Origin of the sequence: Vibrio jasicida CAIM 1864 = LMG 25398 (assembly GCF_000400365.1) — a bacterium.
Taxonomy (GTDB): domain Bacteria; phylum Pseudomonadota; class Gammaproteobacteria; order Enterobacterales; family Vibrionaceae; genus Vibrio; species Vibrio jasicida.
In genome coordinates, this window is record NZ_BAOG01000026.1 from 54,641 (window position 1) to 79,735 (window position 25,095).

The following is a 25,095-nucleotide window of genomic DNA, read 5'->3' on the forward strand; positions in this document are numbered from 1 at the left end:
AGGTTGGGCAGCGGAATGCTCGGCTGCCCTATTTCACTTAGTAAGGACGTTGATAAGCGGTTTTCACCACGGTGTAGAATTCTTTTGCGTATTGACCTTGCTCGCGTGGACCAAAGCTCGACTCTTTACGACCGCCAAACGGCACGTGATAATCCGTTCCTGCGGTTGGTAGGTTGACCATGACACAACCTGTTTGAACTTGTTGTTTGAAGATGGCGCTATTACGAAGGCTTTGCGTGATGATGCCGCCTGTCAAGCCAAAGCGAGTATCGTTTGCTACTGCAATGGCTTCATCCAAGTCAGAAACTCGAATCACGCTTGCCATCGGCGCAAACACTTCTTCTTGGTTCACTTCCCAACTGTTTTGCGTATTGAGGAAAAGGGTTGGTGACATGTAGAAGCCTTCATGTTTCAAGTTCAAATGCTCGCCACCGAACGCTAACTCCGCACCACTTTGACGTGCTTTCTCAATCCATTCGAAGTTGGCATTCAATTGGTTTCCATCCACAACGGGTCCCATGAACACACCGTCTTCTAAAGCGTGACCGACTTTAAGCTCGCTCATTCGTTTGATCAGTGCTTCAACGTAGGCATCGTGAATGCCATCCATGACGACAAGACGAGAAGACGCGGTACACTTCTGACCTGCTCCAGAGAAAGAGCCTGCAATGGTCGCTTCAACTGCGATTTGAATGTCTGCATCATCTGCAACCACAAGTGCGTTCTTGCTGCCCATTTCTAACTGACAGCGGACAAAATTCGGTGCCGTTGCTGCCGCTACTTTACGTCCGGTATCAACAGAGCCAGTAAAGCTCACACCATTTACGTCTTTCGAGTTGATAAGCGTGTTACCTACTTGCGAGCCACTGCCCAACACAAGGTTGAATGTGCCTGCGGGTAAGCCTTGACGATGGATAATCTCAGTCAGTGCAACCGCACTTGCTGGCGTTAAGTTCGCAGGCTTCCAAATGACGCTGTTGCCGAAAGCAAGCGCTGGCGCGATTTTCCATGCAGCCGTAGCGGTTGGGAAATTCCAAGGAGAAATAATGGCGATAACGCCAACGGCTTCGCGAGTTACCTCGACGGAAACGCCTGGACGGACGGAAGCCGCGTTATCGCCAATTTGACGCAGCACTTCAGCCGCAAAATATTGGAAGAATTGACCAGCACGGTAGATCTCACCGCGACCTTCTGCAAAAGGCTTACCTTCTTCACGAGAAAGCAACGTACCAAGTTCATCACAACGGGCAATCAACTCATCACCAATTGCTTGCAATACCGCTTGTTTACGCTCAATTGGCGTTTTTTCCCATTCGGGCTGTGCAACTTTAGCAGCTTGAATCGCTTGTTCTACTTGCGCTTCACTCGCCTGTGCAAAGTGACCTAAATTTTCACTGATGTCTGAAGGGTTAATGTTGGCAATCGTATCAACGCCCGATTGCCATTCGCCTGCAATATAGAGGGATTTTTCTGCTTGAACATTATTGATAAAAGTCATTGTTCTGTCCTTGTTCTTCCTGACGTCCAGTGGTCTTCCACCAGTTCATTAATCTGACTTACAAAACCAACTAAGTATTGGCTCTGTGCTTTTATAATTTACTCGGGCTGGCTCGCCGATGCGTACACCACAAATTCCACCAACATTTCTTCGCGAGCTAATCCTGCTACCACCATCGCGGCACGGTTTGGATAAGGCGCCTCAAAATACTCCGCGTACACTTGGTTAACCGTTTTGAGATATTCACGATCAGTCACGTAAATCAGTACTTGTAAAACGGAGTCTAACGATTCACCCGCGCACTCTAAAGTATGGACGAGGTTATTGAAGGTTTGGCGTGTTTGCTCTTCGATACCACCCTCTACAACAGCACCTGTATCATCAATCGGAATTTGTGCCGTGTATAAGGTGCCATTGTTAACGATGGCCCACTCGAGTGGTGCTTTAGAAGCAAACAATGCGGTTTTGACTGGGTATTTTTTCGTAGAAGTATTCACGTGCCTTTCAACCTTTGTAACAACCTTGTTTCAAGATAGTTAAATACTGCACATTGACAGGCGATAAATCGAACGGTAAATTTTTTACATTTGATAAGAAAAATCTATCACCTTATTAAGACTAAGGTAAATAAAGGGATTGCAGAGGTTTCACCATGAGTATCAAGCTTCAACAATTAAAGCATTTTGTGATGGTGGTCGAGGAAGGTGGTTTTCGAGCAGCATCACATAGAGCGAACCGCTCGCAAGCGGCGCTGTCAACGTCGATCAAAGAACTGGAAAAAAACCTAGGGCAAACGCTGTTTGAAACGGGCAATAAATCCAAACTCACTCCATTCGGTGAAATCTGTCTGCCTAAAATTATTCAATTTCTCAACATCTACAGTGCATTGGATAATGACTTGAAAGCCGCCGCCGCGGGCCAACAAGGTCGAGTACGCATCGCTAGCGTTCCCTCCGTTGCGGCTAAATTGATTCCAAGTGTTCTAGGCGCGTTTTGCGAACAGTACCCAAACGTTGAAGTCAGCTTGATTGATGATAACGCCGCTGGCGTCGAAGCCCGTTTGTTATCAGGCGAAGTCGATTTAGCGTTAGGTAACCCATCACATTTAGACGAAGGCGGTATCGAGTTTACCCCGCTAATCTCTGACCCCATTGGTGTAGTGTGTTTGAAGGACAATCCTATCGCTCAGCATCCAGAAGGGATTGAGTGGCAAACACTGTTAGAACAACCTTTTATTCGAAACGGGACTTGTACCCTACTCGATCCCACTCCTGCGCGCGCACTAAGTGAACAAGCTTTATATTCTGTTGAAAACATCACGTCTTTATTCTCAGTTCTTGAGCTTGGTATTGGTGTCACCACCTTGCCCAAATTAGCGTTCCCGACCAACGAAACTCGACTGGTTTGGATTCCACTGATCGATCCACCTTTGGAAAGACAAGTTGGCATCTTTACTCTGACGGATAGAACCATCTCCCCTCAGGCAAAAGCGTTTCATGATTTGTGCATTCACTACTTGAACTACCAAGAAGAAGTCGAAACTTCATAAGCATAAAAGCCCATGACACGTTAAGCATCAGGGGCTTTTTGAAATTTCATGAGTCAGAACACGTTACTTTCTGCGCTTGTAAACCACGCAGAAGTTGCCACGCTTGGTGCGACACTTAGAGCAGCGCTCGCAGTCCACTTCGGCGCGGTTACCGTCTTTCCAACGCTTGATCAATTGTGGCTCTGCTAATAACGGACGAGAAAGCGCGAAGAATTGAATCTTAGTGTTTTCAGCCAAGTCTTCAATCGCACAGAAGTCGTTTAAGCCACCTACGGTAATTACCGGAACGTTCACATCTTGGCTGATCACTTGTCCGTACTCGTGGAAGTAGCCTTCTTCTTGTAGCGTGTAACCGTCGAACGATTCACCTACCATGGTGCTTGCATTGCCATGAATGTTACCCGATACGATGATCGCATCCACGCCCACTTCTTCTAGCTTCTTACAAACAATGCGCGTTTCATCGAACGTCAAACCGCCATCGAAGAACTCTGTTGCTGTCAGTTTCACCAGAATCGGGAAATCGTCACCAACTAGCTTGCGTGTTTCGGCATAGATCTCCATCAAGAAACGCATGCGGTTCTCAAGGCTACCGCCGTATTGGTCTTCACGACGGTTGTAATATGGGCTTAAGAACTGGTTGATCAAGTACGTGTGCGCCGCGTGGATTTCTACACCATCAAAGCCAGAATCTTGTGCACGCTTGCTCGCTAGCGCAAATGCTTTAACGATGTAGTCGATCTCATCTTGAGTCATCGCTTTGCCTTCAGTTTTGGTGCCGCGCTCTGGCACTTCACTTGGAGCAAAAATCACACGCTCGCCAACGTTGAAGGTCGTTTTTGTGCCGCCGTAAGCGATCTGCATAACGATATTAGAGTCATGCTCATGAACAAGGTCAGTCAGCTTTTTGTATTCATCGATGAAAGAGTCGTTGTAGATCCCCATCATGCCTGCGTTCGGCTTCTCTTCTTCTACGATGTTTGCGTAGCCAGTAACGATCAGCCCCACTTCACCTTTGGCAAGTTCTTCATAAATGTCGTACAACTTCTCGGTCATGTGACCGTCTTCTGTCGCCATATTTTCCCACGTTGCACTACGTACCAAGCGGTTCTTTAGTGTCATGTTGCCAATGCGGGCTTCTGAAAACAAAATGCTCAAGTCCAGTCCTCTTAAAATCTGTCTGTTTAGATGCATCACTACCGAGCAGGAACGAAAAAGGAACAGCGATACACAAAGCATGGCTGTTCCTTCTCTGAATTTCTGTTCAGTGCGATGAGCGACGCGAACCTTACCGCCGAAACCGCGGCAAAACTTTAATCTGGATTAAGGTTTGGTGAGATAAATAGGTAAGCGAACAAACTCTATTCTACCTCTTCGTGTTCTTTTACTGAGCATTCTGGTTGCATGATTTTTCCTTTGTTGAATGAGACTTCACAGTCGACAAGGACACTCCCACTTTGCAAATAAAAATAATCCAATACAAAAAACAGCTTAGTACCTCGTTTTCCGTAATCTTCGACAAAAACGCCTGCAGAGTCAGTAAAAGCTAAAACCTCTTTATCTAATAGAATAGCGTTTATTTTCTTGGAGTCGTTTAGCCTATAACTGGGTGTATCAATGGTATCTATCTCAATTAAAGGATTTATTTCCATATTGTGAATCGCAATCCGCACTAACTGCTCATTTACTCGATAGCTACTTACAGAGCTTAAAGATGCAGGGAGTGCAGCGTAAACACTATAAGGAATCAAAAAAACGATGCACATCAAGATACTTTTCAAATTAGTCATATGAATCACCTTAAGGCTATTGTAGGAACTTAGCTCTAGCCTCAAATCTATCTTGAGGCACACTCTGCCAATTAGCACGGTTACTCATAACTTCTTTGAATACTCTAATATCATTCCTTACCACAATAGGCTGAATTAATACTCTCGTTAAAGGACTGTAATCACCTCTAAATTTTAAATCAACAAGAACTTTTTTTATTTTCTCATCTAAATTATCCCAATCTGTGACTCCGTAGCGATTAACTACATCTAATTTTTTACAAATTCTAATGACTTCTGATTTTTCATAATCATAACTAATTTTAAATAGCTTAATTTGAGCATCGGTTGTTAGCTCAAAATCTAATAAATCATTATCGATTATGAAGCTTCGCGCTTGAGCGCCTTTTAAACCTCTAGCTTTGAGTAGTATTGTGATTCTCTCTTGATTGATCCCAGAAAATGCAAGGTCACGACGAATTGTTGTGATTGATTTGAGCTTCAAATCATAACCTCTTCCTAGTGTAAGCCCTGAGTTTTCACTTGGTACATGTAGTTTTCTACTATGAAACCTACCTCCCTCATTCCCTTCCGAGTTCCAAGTTAACGCTCCTTCTTTCGGTGGACTAATTGACTTAACCGTAAACGTAGTAGCTAAGACTTCTTTAAGAGCTTTAAAAGTATTCCCATTGAGTATGACACTTTCATCTAATAGCTGTTTATGTTGGGTGGATTTCTTAAATTCAAGCAGCGATTTTGATGTTTTTTCGTCAAACACTCCAGTTATGTTGATGATAGGTAGACCCTTTTTACGATTGAAAACATTTAGAAGGGCTTGGATTTTCCTTACATCACTACTTTTGTTAGCTCTATTTTTTCCTACTGATTTCTCTATTATTAATAGCACTTTATATTGCCTAGTCGAAATATGATAAAACTCATTTATGAACAAACATGTTAAACGTAACCAATTTAACTAGGCTGTACTTAGTAAGAAAATTTAGGCATTACTTTTTCGATACTAGCTCAATAAAAATGCAATATATATGTTTATCATAAAAAGCAAATCACGTAGATACGCTCTTTAATGAATAAACGGCAGTGGAATCAACTCTAAGCCAAGCACGCCGCTGATGCTCATTACGACCAATAACGACACCTTAAACACCGATTTAGACCATTGGATGTAGTTGTTGTAATTCACTTTTTGGAATGTCACTCGTGTCCACATAAAGCACACCGCTGCCGAGACCGCTAAATACTCGTATCCAGCTTCACCCAGCATAAACAAACCAATAGCGACCACACCAAAAGCCACCACGTACGCTTTCATATGTTGATGTGCTTTGGTAATGCCCTCTTTAACAGGAAGAACAGGAATGCCTGCATCGCGGTAATCTTGCATGCGGAACATCGCAATCGCGTAAGAGTGCGGCATTTGCCAGAGACAAAACATGATGAAGAGTAAAATCGCTTCTAAGCTGATGTAGTTCGTCACTGCAAGGTAACCCACCAAAGGAGGAACTGCACCAGAAATACTGCCAACTAAGGTGCCGTAAACCGAATTTCGCTTGTACCACATGGTGTAGAAGAAGACGTAAAACACGTAACCCAAGAGTACAACCACAGCCGAGAGCGGATTCACTAGTTGAAACAGTAACGCTGTGCCATTCAACAGCAATACCAAAGCGTAAACAAACGCCGCGTCGATGTTGATGTTTCCCATCACCAATTCACGGTTTTGTGTGCGCTTCATTTTTTGGTCGATATCGCGGTCGAAGATGTTGTTCACCACGCATCCTGATGCAATCACAAGCCCGACACCAACTAACGTTGTCAGCAACAACAGAAAGTTAGCCGGTTCTGATTTTGCGGCGAGGAAGAACCCCGCCGCAACAGAAATCAGGTTGCCGAAAATGATGCCCGGTTTAGTAATAGACAAATAACTTTTCAGCATACCCTAGCCTACAACTTCATGTTGACGTTCATGTTGTAGATGATCCAGATCGAACCAGCGATCAGAATCAACACAACGATGGCGGTAAACATCAATGACACCACGTTCCACTGACCTTCTGACGTTTTCACTTCCATGTGCAGGAAGTACTTAAAGTGCACGAAGATCTGCACAATCGCACAACCAAATAACACAGCATAAGTTGCGGTATCTGGCAGCACTTGCGCCCACACACAGTAGAAAGGAATCACGGTCAGGATCAGAGACGCAATAAAGCCTTTTACGTAATCAGAGGCACCTGTATCTAGATGTTGTTCCATTACATAACCCCCAATAAGTAAACGATGGTGAATACACAAATCCAAACGATGTCTAGGAAGTGCCAAAACAAGCTCAAGCACTGGAATCGCATCGACATGTTATCGTTCAAGCCTTTGGTTGAAAGTTGGTGGTAGCACACGGCTAGCCAGATCAAACCAAAGGTTACGTGCAGACCGTGTGTTCCGACCAAAGTGAAGAACGCCGACAGGAATGCACTTTCTTGTGGACCATAGCCTTCAACAATCAGGTGATGAAACTCGTACACTTCCATCCCGATAAAGCCAGCACCAAGTAAGAACGTCACTTTTAACCAACGTTTTAACCCTGCAACGTCTTTGCGCTTCATCGCAATCATGCCGAAGCCAAACGTGATACTACTGAACAACAGCAACATGGTTTCTACAAACACGAACGGCAGTTCGAAAATGTCTTTACCGGTTGGACCCGCAATAGAGCCGCTTTCTAGCACTGCGTAAGTCGCGAACAAAGTCGCAAACAATACACAGTCACTCATTAGGTAAATCCAGAAACCAAACAGCTTAATGCCTGCAGAATCATGGTGATGATCGTGGTCGTGAACCGCAACATTAGCTTGCATAGGTCACCTCCAGATCGTCTTTCTTATCGTTGTCTTTCACTTCGTTTTTCTTCGCTTCTTCAAGTTGAGCTCTACGCTCCGCTTCAATCGCTTTGATTTCTTCAACTTCAACGTAGTAATCCACATCGTCGTTGTAGCTGTGTTGAATACAAGTCACGATGATGCCAACAAAGCTTGCTGCTGCTAGCCACCAGATGTACCAAATCATCGCGAAGCCAAACACCAATGCCCATGCAGATACATAGATACCTGTTGGTGTGTTCTTCGGCATATGGATACGCTCGTATTCCACTTCTTTGGTTGGATCGAATTCGCCACTCTGCTTTTGGTACCAGAACGCGTCTAGCACATCACCTTTTGGTAGGTGCGCAAAATTGTAGAACGGCGGTGGTGAAGACGTCGCCCACTCAAAGGTACGACCGCCCCATGGGTCACCCGTTAGGTCACGGTTTTGTTCGCGGTCACGAACACTCACGTAGATTTGAATGAACTGACAAGCTACGCCAAGCGCAATCACTGCCGTACCCGCTGCTGCAACTGCCAACAATGGGAAGTACTCTGGGTTAAGGTCTTGGCTTAGACGACGCGTCATGCCCATAAAGCCCAGTGCATAAAGCGGTAGGAACGCCATTAGGAAACCAACGATCCAGCAAATGAATGCACGTTTGCCCCATGTTTCGTTCATGGTGAAGCCAGTTGCTTTCGGGAACCAGTATGTGATTGCCGCGAAACAACCGAATACCACACCACCGATGATTACGTTATGGAAGTGCGCAATCAGGAACACTGAGTTGTGCAGAACAAAGTCCGCGCCCGGTACTGCCATTAGTACGCCCGTCATACCACCTACAGAGAAGGTAATTAGGAAGCCAACCGTCCACATCATCGGAGTGGTAAAGCGGATTCGGCCTTTGTACATGGTGAATAACCAGTTGAAGATCTTCACCCCGGTCGGGATAGAGATAATCATGGTGGCGATGCCGAAGAACGCATTCACATTCGCACCTGAGCCCATGGTGAAGAAGTGATGCAGCCAAACGACGAACGCCAAAATCGTAATTACGATGGTCGCCCATACTAGTGAGGTGTAACCAAACAGCTTCTTGCGTGAGAAGGTTGCCGTTACCTCAGAGAACACACCAAAAATAGGCAATATCAGGATGTACACTTCTGGGTGACCCCATGCCCAAATCAGGTTGACGTACATCATTACGTTGCCGCCAAGATCATTGGTGAAGAAGTGCGTACCGATGTAGCGATCCAGTGTTAGTAGCGCGATCGTTACAGTTAGGATTGGGAATGAAATGATGATTAGGATGTTGGCACACAGGGACGCCCACGTGAACACTGGCATCTTCATCATTGGCATAGACGGTGTACGCATGCGCAAAATAGTCGCAAAGAAGTTCACGCCTGTCAGCGTGGTGCCGACACCGGATATTTGCAGCGCCCATATCCAATAATCCACCCCAACTCCGGGGCTTGCCTCTATACCAGACAACGGCGGATACGCCAACCAACCAGTACGACCAAACTCACCCAAGCCAAGTGACATGTTGGTGAGGATCACGCCCACAACAAACAGCCAGAAACTCAGGTTGTTTAAGTAAGGGAATGCCACATCACGCGCTCCAATTTGCAGCGGTACAATGATGTTCATCAAACCAATCACCAACGGCATTGCCACGAAGAAAATCATGATTACGCCATGGGCAGTAAAGATTTGATCGTAGTGATGTGGTGGTAGATAACCGGTCTCACCTGCCGCAGAAAGCAGCTGTTGGCTACGCATCATGACCGCATCAGCAAAGCCACGAACCAACATCACCATTGCCACAGCGATGTACATAAAGCCTAGTTTTTTGTGGTCTACCGAAGTAAACCATTCATTCCATAAGTATTGCCACTTACCCGCTTTGGTTATCGCCGCAACGACAGCCAAACCAACGATCGCGATCACCGCTAGAGTGACGACAATAATCGGCTCGTGATAAGGGATTGATTCAAGTGTTAATCTTCCAAACATTGCGATTATCCTAGATTTTCCGGCAAACAGTTCATTGAACCCGGATGCTGGGTCACGACGTCGGTGAACAAAAATGGTGGAATACTAGAGAACATCTTCACAGGCTCCGCCACCGTAGGTGATGCAAGCGCACGGAATTGCTCCCAGTCTTCGATTCGGTCAGGGCTGGCTTTCACTTGCTGTACCCAATTCAGGAATGCAGTGCGATCTTCCATTGCTGCTGCGGTAAATTTCATCTGCGAGAAACCCTTACCGCTGTAGTTAGAAGCAAAGCCTTTATAATCCCCAGTGTGGTTCGCAATCAGATTTAACTTGGTCACCATACCTGGCATCGCGTAAATCTGAGTACCGAGGCGCGGGATAAAGAACGCGTTCATGATGTTGTCTGACGTCAGTTTGAACTGAACCGGAACATCTTTCGGAAACGCCACATAGTTCACTGTCGCAATGTTCTCTTCTGGGTAGATGAACAGCCATTTCCAGTCGAGTGACACCACCTCAATGGTGATGGGTTTGACGTCACTTGCGATGGGCTTGGACGGCTCTAACTCGTGAGTAGAACGCCAAGTGATGGTTGCCAGAATCGCGATGATGATGATTGGAATCGTCCACACCACCACTTCGATCTTGGTCGAGTGCGACCAATCCGGAGCGTATTCTTCATCCGTGTTGGATTCTCGGTAGCGATAAGCGAAATAGATTGTCATTAGAATCACAGGGATCACGACAATCAGCATCAGTAAAAGCGCTGTAATGATCAGTTCCTTTTCCTGAACGCCAATACTACCTTTCGGGTCAAGTAGAGCAGAGTTACACCCTGCGAGCATAAGGATGGTCGCCACCAAACTTATCCTCGATAAGATGCGTGTATATCTTGAAGCTTCCATTAACTTTCTCGATGGTTAGCCAACAACAGAGCAAGCCCTGCGATTGGTTGTCTTGGTCATTAGAATATTTTTGTGTTGAGCTTGTGCAGCAATGGACTTCTTGGTGGGAGATATCAAGTTGCTTGATGGTTAAAACCACACTCACAACGTGAGTTTATTGTTACACTTTGAAATACATTGTTACATTCGGGCGCATTATGCGGAGGGAAAAAGGAAAGCTCATTAGCCACAGATGGAAACTAACGTTCCATTTATGAAAGATAATATTGATATAGGAATAGCAAAACAGGTGCACAAAATTTACGTACTACAGCATATATTCTTTTCTATACAGCAACTTAAGCAACCCAAACGAGAAGAGTAATCAGTTGCTTATTCGGCGCGAGAGTGTGAGCTACATTAGAAAGTACGAATTAAGGAAAGCGTGACCAGCATCATAGTTATGAATTCACATACTATTTACATGGCATTTCAAATTTCAATCACCACGAACGATCTTTCATTCATAGTCTTTATATTTTGACGAGTGACGGGGAAACCGCCCACTGAACTGTTAACTCACTTTAACACTAAGTAGCGACGTCTTTAGCTTGAGAACATTTCATTCTGTACATTTAAATTCGTGAGTTCATTCGAGGCTAGGAAGCTAACAGTCTTTGTTGGGCTTACGATGAGTTTATTGTTTAATTACGGTGAAAAATCAGGCATTACGGTCATGTCCAAACTTCTTATTCTAACGTTCTATTACGTCATCATTTTTTCTTTCACAGTGTGGCTCTGGTCTGACGTAGACGACTCGACTAAAACTGGTTTGTTTTATTTCGTGTTCGGAATAGCATTCTTCCAAAATGCTTATTACACACACAAAATTGAGACACTCAAAAACAAGAAAGAGCCGTAATCGGCTCTTTCTTCACATTCTCATCCCGCCATCCACTTCGAGCACTCGCCCTGTGAAGTAGTCGTTCTCAAGAATGTATTTCACAGCATGAGCAATCTCACTCGTCTCCCCCATCCTACCGACGGGTATCATCTTTTGCAGCCGGTCTATGGCTTCTGGTTTCATTTGATCTGCCATTGCCGTTTTGACGACACCGGGCGCAATAGCCGCAGAGCGAATGCCATATCTGGCGAGTTCTCTTGCCCATGTTGTTGCCATGGTTGCGACGGCAGCTTTCGATGCAGAGTAATTGGTTTGTCCAATATTGCCTGCTCTCGCCACGCTGGAGATGTTAATGATGGCCCCCTTCGAGCCACTCTCGATCATTTTGACTGCCGCTTCTCGACCACACAAAAAGGTGCCCGTGACATTGACGTTCATCACTAGGTTGAACTGCTCAAGCGACATCTTGGTGATTTCGCCGTCTTTGGCTTTGACTAACAATCCATCTCGTAAGACGCCTGCGTTATTAACTAAGCCGTTTAGCTGCCCAAAGTCTTGAAGAATCTCATTAAAGGTATCCTCCACTTCAGATTCATTGGTCACATCAAGTCGATAGGTCAATGCTTTGGCACTGAGCATGCGGCATTGTTCTTGGGTATTCAAAAGTCCCATTTCGTTAACATCAAGCAATGCTAAATCTGCGCCCGCTTGAGCAAGGCTGACCGCCATCATCTGCCCTAACCCTTGCCCCGCACCTGTGATTGCAATGACACTGTTTTTTAAATCCATATCTGTACTCCATTACTGGATAACTTCCATGCTTAAACGCCTGATAGGGAATCTTGCTTTTAGCCCTTCTGGTTCTTATAGAATTCAAACAAGCTTGAGAAATCGAGTTCTGCATGACCTGCCGCGTTATGGAATGCATAAAGGTTACGAGCCAAAGAGCCCATCGGAACAGAAGAGTGGGTTTGCAGCGCCGCATCCAAGCCTAAGCCAAGATCTTTGAGCATCAACTTGCTCATAAAGCCGGGATTATATTGATTACTCGCTGGCGCAGAATCCATCACACCGGGGCATGGGTTATAGAGCTCCAGCGCCCAGTTTCGACCAGAGCTTTGCAGCATGATATTGGATAAGACTTTCGGGTCGAGACCATGATCAATGCCGAGATTGAGCGCCTCACAGGTTCCCGACATCAAGATACCCAACATGAGGTTATTACAGATTTTTGCCATCTGACCGTCGCCCGCTTTACCAGCGTGGAACACGTTCTTACCCATGTATTGCAAGATCGCATTGGCTTTGGAGAACGCCTCATCCGAGCCACCAACAATAAAGGTCAGCGTTGCTGCTTTTGCGCCTGCTACACCACCAGAGACGGGAGAATCGACAAACAACAATCGTTTGTTCTGAGCTTCGTTCGCCACCAAGCGTGCGGAATCTGGATCGATGGTCGAACAGTCAATCAGCAATGCGTTGTCCTGCACAATATTGAGCAGACCGACACCACCGTGTAAATCCCCCAAATACACCGCACGCACGTGTGCACCTGCTGGTAGCATGGTGATGACGGTTCCTGCGCCATCTACGGCTTCTTCTAACGTACCGGCAACCACCGCGCCAAACGGTTCAAGTTGCTTCGCCGCGTTCACATCCACATCGAACACTTGCACGTGAAACCCTGACGCCAATAGGTTTTGTGCCATTGGACTGCCCATGTTGCCCAAGCCAATAAATGCAATGGTACTCATGTTGTTTCTCCTTATTTTCCTAGCTGTGCAAGTGGATGTTCCTCTTTTGACCAAAGAGAAGTGAACAAGTTATCGATGACGCTTTCATCGACTTCACTGACGCTGTTAAACATCCATTTTGGATTGCCATCTTTATCAACTAATCGAGAGCGCACGCCCTCTTCAAACTCACCGAGTAATGCGCTACGAACTGACAAGGTTAGCTCTAGACGGAAACAATCCGCCAATGACAAGCGGTGGTACTCTTTGACTTGTCTAAAACAGATATGTGCGGTGATCGGACTGCCCGCAACAAATGATTTTTGTGCGTTCTCAAGCCATTGAGTCTCGCCTTCCATTGCTTGAATACGTTGGGCAATCTGATTTAAGTCATAGCCTTTGCAGGCTTCTTTAATTTGGTCGAGATAAGGGCAAATCTGAGTTGTCGGCTTACTGTCGATGACTTGATCTTCCATCAACTGAAGTAACGCACTGACAAGCGATTTGGCATCGGCTGAACCCCAGTCGACTTGCTTCAGCTCTTCTAACAGTGCCGGATATTGCTCTTCCAACAGCAACCATTCTGCCAGCCCTATAGTGACAGCGTCACTTGAATTCACCATTGCGCCAGTCAAACCAAGGAACAAACCTACCTCTGGGTCGATTTGACTTAAGAACCAAGTGCCACCCACGTCCGGGTAAAGCCCGATATTGATCTCTGGCATCGCAAGACGAGATTTAGGGGTGACGACTCGATGACTGGTGCCCATAAACAAGCCCATGCCACCGCCCATCACAATACCCTCTCCCCAGCCAATGATTGGCTTTTGGTAGGTATGAATCAGGTAGTCGCATTCGTACTCAAGCGAGAAGTAATTAGAACAGAACTCTGCGGTCTCTTCTTTGCTTTTCTCGTGCATGACGTGGTACATGGTTCGTACATCGCCCCCTGCACAAAACGCTTTTTCACCCGCTCCATTGAGGATGACACACACCAAATCAGGGTCATCTTGCCATTCGATAAGTTGGTCGTTGAGTTCTGCCAACATGTCGTAAGTCAACGCATTCAAAGAAGCCGTGTTGTCTAACGTCGCGATACCAATTCGGTGCACGCCGTCTAAGCAATCTATTTCGCTAATGGTTACTTTTCCTGTCATGCGACCTCCTATTGATTCTTCCAGTTGGGTTTACGTTTTTCTAAGAAGGCACGAACCCCCTCGGTTTGATCTTCGGTATCGAATAAGTTTAGAAACAGTTCTCGCTCTTTAATCAGACCATGTTTGAGTGGCGCTGAGCGCATGTTTTGGATAAGCGCTTTGCACGCGGTTACCGAAGGAGGCGATTGATTGGCAACCGATTCTGCAAGCTCAATGGCTTTATTAAGCGCTCCACCTTTTTCCACCACTTCTTCCGCTAAGCCAAGTTCTCGCGCTTGTGCTGCACCGACTTGTTCGCCGCACAATATGATGCGTTTCGCCCAACCTTCACCGACCAATGCGGTTAGGTTTTGCGTACCACCAGCACAAGGCAGTAAGCCCACTTTCGCCTCTGGTAGTGCCAGTACGGCTTGCTCTTCCACTACACGAATATCACACGCCAATGCGACTTCTAATCCGCCTCCCATGGCATAGCCGTTGATGGCTGCGATGGAAACCCCTCGAAATGCAGACAGCGTTTCAAAGGCTTCACCAAATATACGCGCCATCTCTAACGCAACCGCTTTATCGCCATCGGCAAACAACTTGAGGTCAGCTCCTGCAGAGAAAAACTTCTCTCCACTCCCTGAGAGCACTAGAGCATAAACGTCTTTGTTATCGTTTAGCGCCAGCACTAGCTCTTTCAACGCGGTTAAGCTTTGTGACGTCCAAGTATTGGCGGGCGGGTTGTTCATGGTCACCACCGCAACATGATTGCTGATGGTATGTTGAATCGCTTGTTGTTCTGTTAGTGACATATCTCTGAATCCTTTCTTGATGAAAATGACCTGAGCGTTATGAATAAAAGCAAAGCTTGTCGGCTGCACTTATAGCAGAGCCGACTCTTCTGCGAGCAATCGACGCGCGATGATCAACCGCATGATCTCGTTAGTACCTTCCAAAATTTGGTGTACTCGAACATCACGGAAATAGCGCTCCATTGGGTATTCTTTGATGTAACCGTAGCCACCGTAAAGCTGCAGCGCTTGGTCACAAACTTGAAAGCCAACATCGGTTGCAAAGCGTTTTGCCATGGCACAATAAGTCGTGGCGTCTGGGTCACCTCGGTCTAACTTGCTAGCGGCGTACCGTACCAGTTGGCGGGCAGCGACAAGCTCGGTTGCCATGTCTGCCAGTTTGAATTGCAATGCTTGGAATTGAGCTAGTGATTTACCGAACTGTTTACGTTCTTGCATGTACTGCGCCGCTTGATTCAACGCTTGCTGAGCCGTACCGACAGAACAGGTCGCAATGTTGATGCGTCCGCCATCCAAACCTTTCATGGCAAACACAAAACCTTGTCCTTCTTCCCCGAGCAGATGTGATACTGGAATAGAAACATTGTCGAAAGTCACCGCCCGTGTCGGCTGACTGTTCCAGCCCATTTTCGGCTCTTTACGTCCGTAGCTAATACCGTCTGCATCGGCGGGGACAACAAACGCAGATACGCCTTTCGCACCAGCATCGCCGGTTCTCGCCATCACGACTAAAACGTCGGTATCGCCTGCGCCAGAAATAAAGGTTTTGCCGCCGTTGAGTATGTAGTTATCACCTTGCTTGGTCGCAGAAGTCGTTAGAGACGCCGCATCCGAGCCTGCGTTTGGTTCGGTTAAACAGTAAGATCCAAGGAATTCACCCGTAATGAGTTTTGGGCAAAACGCGTCTTTTACTTCTTCGGTCGCAAAGCTCGCGACCATCCAAGTAACCATGTTATGAATGGTCATAAATGCAGTAGTCGATGTGCATCCCATCGAGAGTTGCTCGAAGATGATAGATGCATCTAAACGGCTTAAGCCCAAACCACCTTGTTCTTCTGGGGTGTAGAGGCTTAAGAAACCGAGTTCTCCTGCCTCTCGTAGGATGTCTCTCGGGAAGATTTGTTTCTCATCCCACTCTGCTGCCATTGGCGCTAAACGCTCTGCCGCAAACTGCTGAGCCGTGTCGGCAAACATACGTTGATCTTCGTTGAGTTCAAAATCCATATGAGCTCCTTACTTCGTTAACGCAAGTTAATGGTGAGATTTGGACCGGTTGGGATATCGTCATCAAACCAACGAGCTGTCACGGTTTTGGTTTCGGTGTAGAAGCGCACCGCTTGTTTGCCGTAGGCGTGCAAATCACCGTAAAAGCTGCCTCGCCAACCTGTAAACGAGAAGAATGGCAAAGGCACAGGAATCGGCACATTCACACCTACCTGCCCTACTTGAATCTCATGTTGATACTTTCTCGCTGCGGCACCATTCGCAGTGAAGATGGAAGTGCCGTTGCCGTATGGGTTGCGATTCACGAGCTCTATCGCTTCTTGTAACGTGTCGACCTCAATACACACCAAAACAGGTCCGAAGACTTCTTGGGTGTAAATCGACATCTCGGTAGTGACGCCACTGAATAAGGTTGGACCGACCCAGTTACCCTCTGGGAAGCCTTCTACTTCACATTGGCTACCATCAAGTTCACACACCGCCCCTTGTTGTTTACCTTCTTCAATCAAACGGAGCACACGCTGTTTTGCTTGTGCGCTGATCAAAGGGCCATACGCGGCACTCTCGTCATCCCAAGCGCCAGGATGCACTTTCGCCATTTCCTGTTTTAAATCAGCAATCCACTCTTTCGAACTGCCTACAAACACAGCCACGGAGATCGCCATGCAACGTTGCCCTGCTGCACCAACTGAAGAACCAACTAAGTTATTCACCACTTGGTTTTTGTTCGCATCTGGCATGATCACCATGTGATTTTTCGCGCCAGCAAAGGCTTGAACGCGTTTGAAGTTCTGCGTGCCTGTGGTGTAGATATATTGCGCTACGGGCACTGAGCCTACGAAAGAAACGGCTTGGATATCGGGATGTTTCAGCAACAAGTCGACCTGCTCTTTTCGGCCATGTACGATTTGCAGCACACCTTTTGGTGCTCCCGCTTCTTCGAACAGCTCAGCCAAGCGAATGGACGTTAGCGGCACTTGCTCAGAAGGTTTAAGGACAAAGGTATTTCCGCTCGCAATCGCGATTGGGAACATCCACAAAGGGATCATGGCTGGGAAGTTAAACGGCGTAATACCGCAGCACACTCCAAGCGGTTGAATCAGCGAATAGCTGTCGATATCGGTCGCAACGTTCTCGACGGTTTCTCCCATCATGTTGCTAGCGATATTGGCAGCTTGCTCGACGACTTCGATCCCGCGCCATACATCGCCTTTTGCATCCGCAAAGATCTTACCTGTCTCGTGAGAAAGCAGCGTCGCCAGTTCATCGTGATGTTCTTTAAGTAGATGTTGGTAGCGCAGCATTAAGCGCGCACGCTCCGAAACCGCGACATCTTTCCAGCAGGTAAAGGTGGCTTTTGCACTTTCAATTGCCGCATGCATCTCTTCATCCGTTGCGCACGGCAAGCGCGCAATCATGTCGTTGGTGGCAGGGTTTGTCACTTCTACCCAATCCGTTGCTTGAGATTCACGAAACTCACCATCGATGAATAAGGGAACCGTGCGAGTCATAATCTAGTCCTTCTTTACGTTATTCGATAATTGGAATTAAAGCGGTATCTCGATACCAATAGCAGTGGCTTCACCACCACCGATACACAGTGATGCAATACCTCGCATCACTTTTTTATTGTTGTTGTCGCCATCTAAACCAAGCGATTGCAGTTGGCGTAGGCTATGAATGAGGGTTACTAAAATACGAGCTCCGCTTGCGCCAATTGGATGCCCAAGCGCACACGCACCGCCTTTGATGTTTACTTTGTCTTTATCGATACCCAATTGGCGTACCGCGATTTGCGTGACAACAGCAAAGGCTTCGTTGATCTCCCAAAGATCGACCTCGTCTACTGACCAATCGAGTTGAGATAACAACTGCTCAATCGCAAAGACGGGCGCGAGGGTAAATTCAGCGGGCTTTCTGGCGTGGGTCGAGTGCCCTTTGATGATTGCTAATGGCGTTAAACCTTGATGCTGTGCCACCTGCGAGTCCATTAACACCAAGGCTGCAGCACCATCAGATATCGTACTTGAGTTCGCAGCCGTCACCGAGCCGTTCTTATCGAACGCAGGTTTGAGTTGGGGGATCTTGTCGAGCTTGATGGAGCGTGGATGCTCGTCATAATCCAATGTTGAATTGCTATGACGAGTCGTGATTTCTATCGGCGAGATCTCGTCGTCAAACAGACGCTGCTCTTGCGCTTCCAATGCTCTTGTCGCGGATAGCATCGCCCATTCATCCATTTGCTCACGGGTAAACTCAGAACGGTCAGCCGTTTGCTGCGCATAGACTCCCATCAAATGCCCTTCATACGCATCTTGAAGACCGTCTAGAAACATATGGTCGTGAGTAGATTGGTGACCCATTCGCATGCCATTGCGTGCTTCTTTGAGCAGATACGGCGCATTGGTCATGCTTTCCATACCACCAGCAACCGCGCTTCGAATACTGCCCGCTTTGATAAGGTCGTGAGCCAACATCACGCTTTTCATGCTAGAGCCACACACTTTGTTGATGGTGGTACAGCCTGTCGTCAGTGGAAGATCTGCACCTAGTGCTGCTTGTCTGGCTGGTGCTTGTCCGCACCCCGCAGGTAATACGCAGCCCATATAGACTTCGTCGACTTCGCTAACCCCGCTCGCATCCATTGCCGCTTTGATAGCAAATGCCCCTAATTGAGGCGCTGAATAACCTTGTAACTGACCTTGAAAGCGCCCGATTGGCGTTCGCTTTGCACTGACAATCCAGATGTCGTTTCCCATGATCTCGTCCCTTCTGACGATAATTCACAGTTCACGAACTCATCCCTCACACCCGCTACCACGGAGCTTTCGCATAGAATGTGGTGTCACTCCAGCCTCTCATAAAACGATGAATTTTCGCACTGTGATTTCTTGACGTTTACGTAAGCATAGCACTAACATTTACGTTAACGTAAAGAAACACATTAATAACAACACAAATTTACTCTCATGCTTTTAGCTAGTCCGTTTAGTTCAAGGCTTGAAGGGATTTTAAGAAGCCAAAACTATTCATTAGAGGGAAAAACCGAGTGGATAAATTCAAGATAAGTGACCTCGCCAAAGAGTTCGACATCACGACCCGAAGCATTCGTTTTTATGAGGATGTCGGGCTGATAGAGCCGGAACGAAAAGGCAATATTCGCGTATATCAACGCAGAGATAAGATCCGTCTCAAGCTGATTTTACGTGGTAAGCGATTGGGCTTTTCGCTTGCAGAAATTCGGGAATTGTTCGAGCTATACGATACCCAACAAAGCGATGGTCAGCTCCTTAAAATGCTAACCATCATTGATGAAAAACAAGCGCACTTACAGCAGCAACTGGATGATATTAGCGTTGTAATGAACGAGCTAGAAACCGCCAAAGAGCGATGCAAACAAACGCTAAGCGACAATAAAGCTAACAGCCAATAACTAAAAACTGATAACGACTAAAACAAACAAGAACAACCATAATTTCCAAGCCCAAGCAGTGTAACTCGAACCTTATCCGTACTAATGAGTACTTTCAACAGGGAAATGTTATGAAAAGCAGCTACACCCCACTCAACTTTGGGCTTGGTGAAACCATCGATATGCTCCGAGACCACGTCAACGCGTTCGCCACCGAGCATATCGCCCCCATCGCCGCAGACATCGACCGCGATAACCAATTCCCCAATCATTTGTGGTCCAAGTTTGGTGAAATGGGTTTGCTCGGCGTAACCATCGACGAAGAGTTTGGCGGTGCAGGCATGGGCTATCTTGCTCATGTTGTTGCGATGGAAGAGATCAGCCGAGCTTCGGCGTCTGTCGCACTCAGTTACGGCGCACATTCCAATCTTTGTGTTAACCAAATCTTTCGCAATGGCTCCCCTGCTCAACGAGAAAAGTACCTACCTAAGCTCATTGATGGTTCTCACGTCGGCGCACTAGCCATGAGTGAGCCGAACTCAGGTTCTGACGTGGTTAGCATGCAGCTGCGAGCCGAAGATAAAGGCGACCACTATCTGATGAACGGCAACAAAATGTGGATCACTAATGGTCCTGATGCCGATACCTTAGTGGTTTACGCAAAAACCGATCCCAGTGGCGGGCCTCGCGGCATCACCGCCTTCATTATTGAGCGGGATTTTGAAGGCTTTAGCCATGCGCAAAAGCTCGACAAACTTGGTATGCGCGGCTCCAACACCTGTGAATTGGTGTTCCAAGATTGTGTCGTGCCAAAAGAGAATGTGTTAGGCGAGTTAAACCGTGGTGTCGAAGTGTTGATGAGCGGTTTGGATTACGAACGCGTGGTATTAGCAGCCGGTCCACTTGGCATCATGCAAGCCTGTATGGACGAAGTGGTTCCGTATGTTCATGACCGCAAACAGTTCGGCAAATCCATCGGTGAATTCCAACTGGTACAAGGAAAGCTTGCTGACATGTATTCACGCATGAACGCCGCCAAAGCTTACGTTTATACCGTCGCTGCCGCATGTGACAGAGGGGAATGCACGCGTAAAGATGCCGCTGGCGTGATCCTTTACAGCGCAGAGCTTGCCACACAAATGTCCCTCGATGCTATTCAGCTATTGGGCGGTAATGGCTACATCAACGAATACGCGACTGGGCGTTTACTCCGTGACGCCAAATTGTATGAGATTGGTGCTGGCACTTCTGAAATTCGCCGCATGCTGATTGGACGAGAGTTGTTCGAAGAGTCTCGCTAACCCACCGACAAGGAAGTCACTATGGCAATCATTAAAAGTAAAACCAAGCCAACCGACGAACTGTTTTTGTCGAATAAAGCGGTCATGACCGAGTTGGTGAGCAACCTTAAAGCCAATATCAAAACCATCAAACAAGGGGGCGGACAAAAAGCCATTGACCGCCAACGCCTAAAAGGAAAGCTGCCCGTTCGTGAGCGCGTCATGCTCCTTTTAGATGAAGGCAGCGAGTTTCTTGAAGTCGGACAATTCGCCGCGTGGAACGTCTATGAAGAATCGATTCCATGCGCAGGTGTTGTCGCCGGCATCGGCACTATTGAAGGCATTCAATGCATGGTGATCGCCAATGATCCTTCCGTCAAAGGCGGCACCTATTACCCGCTCACCGTGAAAAAGCATCTACGGGCGCAAGAGATCGCCCAACGTTGCCAATTACCCTGCGTCTATTTGGTGGACTCTGGTGGCGCGAACCTTCCTCATCAAGCGGAAGTCTTTCCTGATAAAGAGCACTTTGGGCGGATCTTCTTCAACCAAGCCAGAATGTCGGCGCAAGGTATCCCTCAAGTCGCGGTTGTAATGGGGCTGTGTACCGCAGGCGGCGCTTATGTACCTGCGATGGCGGACGTTTCCATCATGGTCAAAGAGCAAGGCACCATCTTCTTGGCAGGTCCACCGCTAGTAAAAGCCGCTACGGGAGAAATCGTCACCGATGAAGAATTAGGGGGTGCCGACGTGCATTGTCGCAAGTCTGGCGTTGCCGATTATTACGCAGAAAACGACCAACATGCATTACAGCTTGCTCGCGAAGCTGTCTCCAATACCAATCAATCACTCCCCATTCAAAGCGACAAACCGGTTTTACCACCGCGTTACGACGCCGAAGAGATGTATGGCATCGTCAATGCGAATCTGCGCTTGTCTTTTGATGTTAGAGAGATCATCGCTCGTGTGGTTGATGACTCAGACTTCGATGAATTCAAAGCACTTTATGGCAAGACCTTAGTATGTGGCTTCGCACGAATTCACGGCCATCTGATTGGCATTGTGGCGAACAACGGCATCTTGTTTTCTGAGTCCTCACAGAAAGGCGCGCACTTTATTGAGTTGTGTGCCAAACGCAAAATTCCCCTACTGTTTTTGCAAAATATCACTGGGTTTATGGTGGGCAAAAAGCTTGAAGCAGAAGGCATTGCCAAGCACGGCGCGAAACTGGTGATGGCGGTTGCATGCGCGGATGTGCCTAAGTTCACCGTGATTATTGGCGGCTCTTACGGCGCAGGCAACTATGGCATGTGCGGTCGCGCTTATGACCCCACCATGATGTGGATGTGGCCAAACGCACGAATCTCGGTAATGGGCGGAGAACAAGCCGCAGGCGTGCTCACTCAAGTGCGTCGAGAAGTGAAAAAACGCCAAGGTGAAGAATGGCCAGAACCCGAAGAAAGTGCATTCCGAGAATCTATCGTAGACTTGTATGAGTCTCAGGGGCATCCCTACTACGCCAGCGCACGTTTATGGGATGACGGCATCATCGACCCGAAAGAGACACGTCAAGTATTGGCTCGAGCCTTAAAAGCCGCGCTCAATGCGCCAATTCCTGACAGCAACTTTGGCATATTCAGAATGTAGAAATGTAGAGAAGAAAGGACGTCACATGCAGGATCATCAACCGAGTATCATCCCCAATACCCAACGACAAGATGAAGTACTTTGGAACGTCGATGAATTCGGCGTTGCAACGCTTACGCTCAATCGCACAGAGAAGCACAATGCGTTTGATGCCTGCATGATTGACTTGCTGATCCACAGACTGGACTACCTTGCTCTGCGCACCGATGTTCGATGCTTAGTGCTTCGAGGAAACGGCAAACATTTCTCCTCTGGTGCTGATTTGAATTGGATGAAATCCATGGCAAGTAGCACCAGAAAGCAAAACCTAGAAGACGCGCAGAATCTTGCACGTCTGATGCATACATTGGACGCTTTCCCTCAGCCTACTATTGCGGTTGTGCAAGGTTCCGCTTTTGGCGGCGCATTGGGCTTGATCTGTTGCTGTGATATCGCCATCGCAGCGGAGAATGCGAACTTCTGCTTGAGTGAAGTCAAACTGGGACTGGTTCCAGCAACCATCTCTCCTTATGTCATGCGAGCAATGGGCAACCGTCAAGCTCGTCGTTACATACTCAGTGCCGAAGTGATTAACGCCGCCAAAGCAGAAAAGTTTGGCATTGTGCATGAGGTTCATAAGCTGGATAAAATCGAAGCCGTGGTAGAAAGCTTGATTGATTCGTTGCTGATCAATAGCCCAGATGCGATGCGAAAAGCCAAAGCCTTGTGTCATCAATGCCACCAAAATCCGATTGATGGTCAGCTTATCCAATACACGAGCCAACTTATCGCCGACATTCGCGTATCGCCGCAAGGACAAGATGGATTGCAAGCCTTTCTGGAGAAACGAGAGCCGGGTTGGATAAACAAGCCAGCGAAGGGCAAGAAATGAATTTGCCAAATAAGGTAAATATTGTCGAAGTGGGTGCGAGAGACGGTCTGCAAAACGAATCACCGTTGTCCACGCAAGCGAAGATCCGCTTAATCAACCAGCTCTCAGATACAGGACTCACCCATATTGAGGCAGGATCTTTTGTGTCGCCTAAATGGGTACCTCAAATGGCGGATTCATTCGATGTAATGAAGAAAATCACCCGCCGCCACAACGTCATCTATTCAGCATTAACGCCTAATGTGCAAGGCTTTGAAAAGGCGCTAGAAGCCGGCGCTAACCAAGTCGCCATCTTCACCTCCTCATCGGAGGGCTTTTGCCAACACAACATCAATTGCTCGATTGCAGATAGTCTTACCCGCTTTGAACCAGTAATGGAATTGGCAGCAAAGCATAACATTCCCGTTCGGGGTTACTTATCTTGCGTGGCAGACTGCCCTTACGACGGGCCAACCAAACCCGAACAAGTCGCAAGAGTTGCCAACCTGCTAATGGAATTAGGCTGCTATGAGGTTTCACTTGGAGATACCATTGGTACAGGCACGCCGATACGCATCGCTAAAATGTTAGAAGCCGTACAAGTGAAAGTCCCAACCAATAAGCTTGCGGTGCATTTTCACGACACATGGGGACAAGCGTTGGCGAATATCTACCAAGCCTTAACGATGGGCATCAATACCATCGATAGCAGTGTGGCTGGGCTTGGGGGCTGCCCTTATGCTCATGGCGCGTCAGGTAATGTTGCTACCGAAGATGTGCTCTACCTTTGCCAAGGCTTAGGAATCGAGACCGGAGTAGATTTAGAGTTGCTCGCCAAAGCCGGATGGATGATCAGTGAAGAATTAAACCGCCAGCCGACCTCAAAAGTCTCGCTGGCGTTAAAGCAGCGTTAGATCTCGTAATTCGCTTTGATACCGATATCGAAATGCAGCGGCATACGCCATTTAGCAAAAGACAGGAAGCCCATTACTAATCCAGCCAATAACATAGTGATGGCAGCAAGGATTGGAAGGTTAAACCACAGCGCAAACGTTGCGACAGCGAGAAACGCGGGTACCATCTTCAAGCCTGGCACTTTAAAGCAAAAAGACTCTTTAAGCGCAATACCCGAAAAGGTCACAAAGATAAAGCCAAGCCCTAACCAAGTGCGCTGAAACTCCAAGTCTCTCACCATCAATACCAAGCCAATCCAAGACGCCCAACTGATCACGGCACGTACGTGTTTGCTGTAAACGTGAACATTCGCGGCAGATAACGCACCAGCCATACAAAGCGTAATGACTGAGGTTTGGTAAATCAACGGTGAACTAGAAATTGCACCAGAGACAAGAACCGAAAAAACAAGCAGCACCATAGCAAACAAAGTAATACCAAAGCGATACAAGCACACGCTGATTTTATCAAGTGAATCCAGCGTCTCTTGATGTTCTGTGTTTGCCATGGAAAGCATCCTGCCTAAAAATGAAAAGGAATGAAAAGCCAACGA

24 protein-coding genes are annotated in these 25,095 nt (G+C 47.2%); 6 read left to right on the forward strand and 18 right to left on the reverse strand.

Annotated features, from left to right (window positions below; genetic code table 11):
• Positions 1-37: 37 nt before the first annotated feature.
• Positions 38-1,498: an aldehyde dehydrogenase family protein gene (locus VJL_RS08465; RefSeq protein ID WP_038877193.1), complete on the reverse strand. Its 1,461-nt coding sequence runs from the start codon at positions 1,496-1,498 to the stop codon at positions 38-40.
• Between the two features lie 98 nt (positions 1,499-1,596).
• Positions 1,597-1,995, reverse strand: coding sequence for a RidA family protein (locus VJL_RS08470; RefSeq protein WP_038877194.1), 399 nt, complete (start codon positions 1,993-1,995; stop codon positions 1,597-1,599).
• 155 nt (positions 1,996-2,150) lie between these two features.
• Here VJL_RS08470 and VJL_RS08475 point away from each other — a divergent pair, with 155 nt between their 5' ends.
• Positions 2,151-3,047, forward strand: coding sequence for a LysR family transcriptional regulator (locus VJL_RS08475; RefSeq protein ID WP_038877196.1), 897 nt, complete (start codon positions 2,151-2,153; stop codon positions 3,045-3,047).
• A 63-nt stretch (positions 3,048-3,110) separates the two neighbouring features.
• Here the strand turns inward: VJL_RS08475 and VJL_RS08480 are convergent, their stop codons facing one another.
• From VJL_RS08480 to VJL_RS08555, 15 genes are all read right to left on the reverse strand, one after another.
• Complete coding sequence (locus VJL_RS08480) at positions 3,111-4,205, reverse strand: NADH:flavin oxidoreductase (RefSeq protein ID WP_038877248.1); 1,095 nt, start codon at positions 4,203-4,205, stop codon at positions 3,111-3,113.
• A 203-nt stretch (positions 4,206-4,408) separates the two neighbouring features.
• Complete coding sequence (locus tag VJL_RS28920; protein ID WP_227741126.1) at positions 4,409-4,837, reverse strand: hypothetical protein; 429 nt, start codon at positions 4,835-4,837, stop codon at positions 4,409-4,411.
• A gap of 16 nt (positions 4,838-4,853) precedes the next feature.
• Positions 4,854-5,723 (reverse strand): DUF8812 domain-containing protein, encoded by an 870-nt coding sequence (locus VJL_RS08490; protein WP_050568830.1) that lies wholly within the window; start codon positions 5,721-5,723, stop codon positions 4,854-4,856.
• Between the two features lie 177 nt (positions 5,724-5,900).
• Positions 5,901-6,773 (reverse strand): heme o synthase, encoded by an 873-nt coding sequence (cyoE, locus tag VJL_RS08495; RefSeq protein ID WP_038877200.1) that lies wholly within the window; start codon positions 6,771-6,773, stop codon positions 5,901-5,903.
• Between the two features lie 8 nt (positions 6,774-6,781).
• Positions 6,782-7,093, reverse strand: a complete 312-nt coding sequence (gene cyoD / locus VJL_RS08500; RefSeq protein ID WP_005443825.1) for a cytochrome o ubiquinol oxidase subunit IV — start codon at positions 7,091-7,093, stop codon at positions 6,782-6,784.
• The gene (gene cyoC / locus VJL_RS08505) at positions 7,093-7,692 is read right to left on the reverse strand and encodes a cytochrome o ubiquinol oxidase subunit III (protein WP_005451611.1); all 600 of its coding nucleotides are present in this window, start codon (positions 7,690-7,692) and stop codon (positions 7,093-7,095) included. The genes cyoD and cyoC overlap by 1 nt, the downstream gene beginning before the upstream one ends.
• On the reverse strand, positions 7,682-9,718 hold the full coding sequence (gene cyoB, locus VJL_RS08510; protein WP_038866553.1) for a cytochrome o ubiquinol oxidase subunit I: 2,037 nt from the start codon (positions 9,716-9,718) through the stop codon (positions 7,682-7,684). Before cyoB ends, cyoC begins: the two co-directional genes overlap by 11 nt.
• 5 nt (positions 9,719-9,723) lie before the next feature.
• Entirely contained in the window at positions 9,724-10,605 is an 882-nt protein-coding gene (cyoA, locus tag VJL_RS08515) for a ubiquinol oxidase subunit II (protein ID WP_080774367.1), read from the reverse strand.
• A gap of 913 nt (positions 10,606-11,518) precedes the next feature.
• Positions 11,519-12,277, reverse strand: coding sequence for an SDR family oxidoreductase (locus VJL_RS08525; protein WP_038877207.1), 759 nt, complete (start codon positions 12,275-12,277; stop codon positions 11,519-11,521).
• 59 nt (positions 12,278-12,336) lie between these two features.
• On the reverse strand, positions 12,337-13,242 hold the full coding sequence (gene mmsB, locus VJL_RS08530) for a 3-hydroxyisobutyrate dehydrogenase (RefSeq protein ID WP_038877209.1): 906 nt from the start codon (positions 13,240-13,242) through the stop codon (positions 12,337-12,339).
• Positions 13,243-13,253: 11 nt separating this feature from the next.
• A complete protein-coding gene (locus VJL_RS08535; RefSeq protein ID WP_038877211.1) occupies positions 13,254-14,378 on the reverse strand; it encodes an enoyl-CoA hydratase/isomerase family protein in 1,125 nt (374 codons plus the stop codon).
• A gap of 8 nt (positions 14,379-14,386) precedes the next feature.
• Entirely contained in the window at positions 14,387-15,175 is a 789-nt protein-coding gene (locus VJL_RS08540) for an enoyl-CoA hydratase (protein WP_038877213.1), read from the reverse strand.
• A 69-nt stretch (positions 15,176-15,244) separates the two neighbouring features.
• Positions 15,245-16,399, reverse strand: a complete 1,155-nt coding sequence (locus tag VJL_RS08545; protein WP_038877215.1) for an acyl-CoA dehydrogenase family protein — start codon at positions 16,397-16,399, stop codon at positions 15,245-15,247.
• A gap of 17 nt (positions 16,400-16,416) precedes the next feature.
• Positions 16,417-17,910 carry a CoA-acylating methylmalonate-semialdehyde dehydrogenase gene (locus tag VJL_RS08550; RefSeq protein ID WP_038877217.1) on the reverse strand — a complete coding sequence of 498 codons (1,494 nt, stop codon included), beginning with the start codon at positions 17,908-17,910 and terminating at the stop codon, positions 16,417-16,419.
• 36 nt (positions 17,911-17,946) lie between these two features.
• Positions 17,947-19,158 carry a thiolase family protein gene (locus VJL_RS08555; protein WP_038877218.1) on the reverse strand — a complete coding sequence of 404 codons (1,212 nt, stop codon included), beginning with the start codon at positions 19,156-19,158 and terminating at the stop codon, positions 17,947-17,949.
• Positions 19,159-19,448: 290 nt separating this feature from the next.
• Between VJL_RS08555 and VJL_RS08560 the strand changes: the two genes are divergently transcribed.
• The 5 genes from VJL_RS08560 (at position 19,449) to VJL_RS08580 (ending at position 24,502) form a co-directional block, all read left to right on the forward strand.
• A complete protein-coding gene (locus VJL_RS08560; RefSeq protein WP_038877220.1) occupies positions 19,449-19,832 on the forward strand; it encodes a MerR family transcriptional regulator in 384 nt (127 codons plus the stop codon).
• Between the two features lie 110 nt (positions 19,833-19,942).
• The gene (locus VJL_RS08565) at positions 19,943-21,112 is read left to right on the forward strand and encodes an isovaleryl-CoA dehydrogenase (RefSeq protein ID WP_038877222.1); all 1,170 of its coding nucleotides are present in this window, start codon (positions 19,943-19,945) and stop codon (positions 21,110-21,112) included.
• Between the two features lie 21 nt (positions 21,113-21,133).
• Positions 21,134-22,738, forward strand: a complete 1,605-nt coding sequence (locus tag VJL_RS08570) for a carboxyl transferase domain-containing protein (RefSeq protein ID WP_038877224.1) — start codon at positions 21,134-21,136, stop codon at positions 22,736-22,738.
• A 25-nt stretch (positions 22,739-22,763) separates the two neighbouring features.
• Positions 22,764-23,609, forward strand: coding sequence for an enoyl-CoA hydratase-related protein (locus VJL_RS08575; RefSeq protein WP_038877226.1), 846 nt, complete (start codon positions 22,764-22,766; stop codon positions 23,607-23,609).
• A complete protein-coding gene (locus VJL_RS08580; protein ID WP_038877228.1) occupies positions 23,606-24,502 on the forward strand; it encodes a hydroxymethylglutaryl-CoA lyase in 897 nt (298 codons plus the stop codon). Before VJL_RS08575 ends, VJL_RS08580 begins: the two co-directional genes overlap by 4 nt.
• On the opposite strand, the gene VJL_RS08585 is transcribed toward VJL_RS08580, so the two are convergent.
• A complete protein-coding gene (locus VJL_RS08585; protein ID WP_038877230.1) occupies positions 24,499-25,050 on the reverse strand; it encodes a DUF2301 domain-containing membrane protein in 552 nt (183 codons plus the stop codon). The two genes, VJL_RS08580 and VJL_RS08585, sit on opposite strands and share 4 nt — an antisense overlap.
• Positions 25,051-25,095 lie beyond the last annotated feature (45 nt).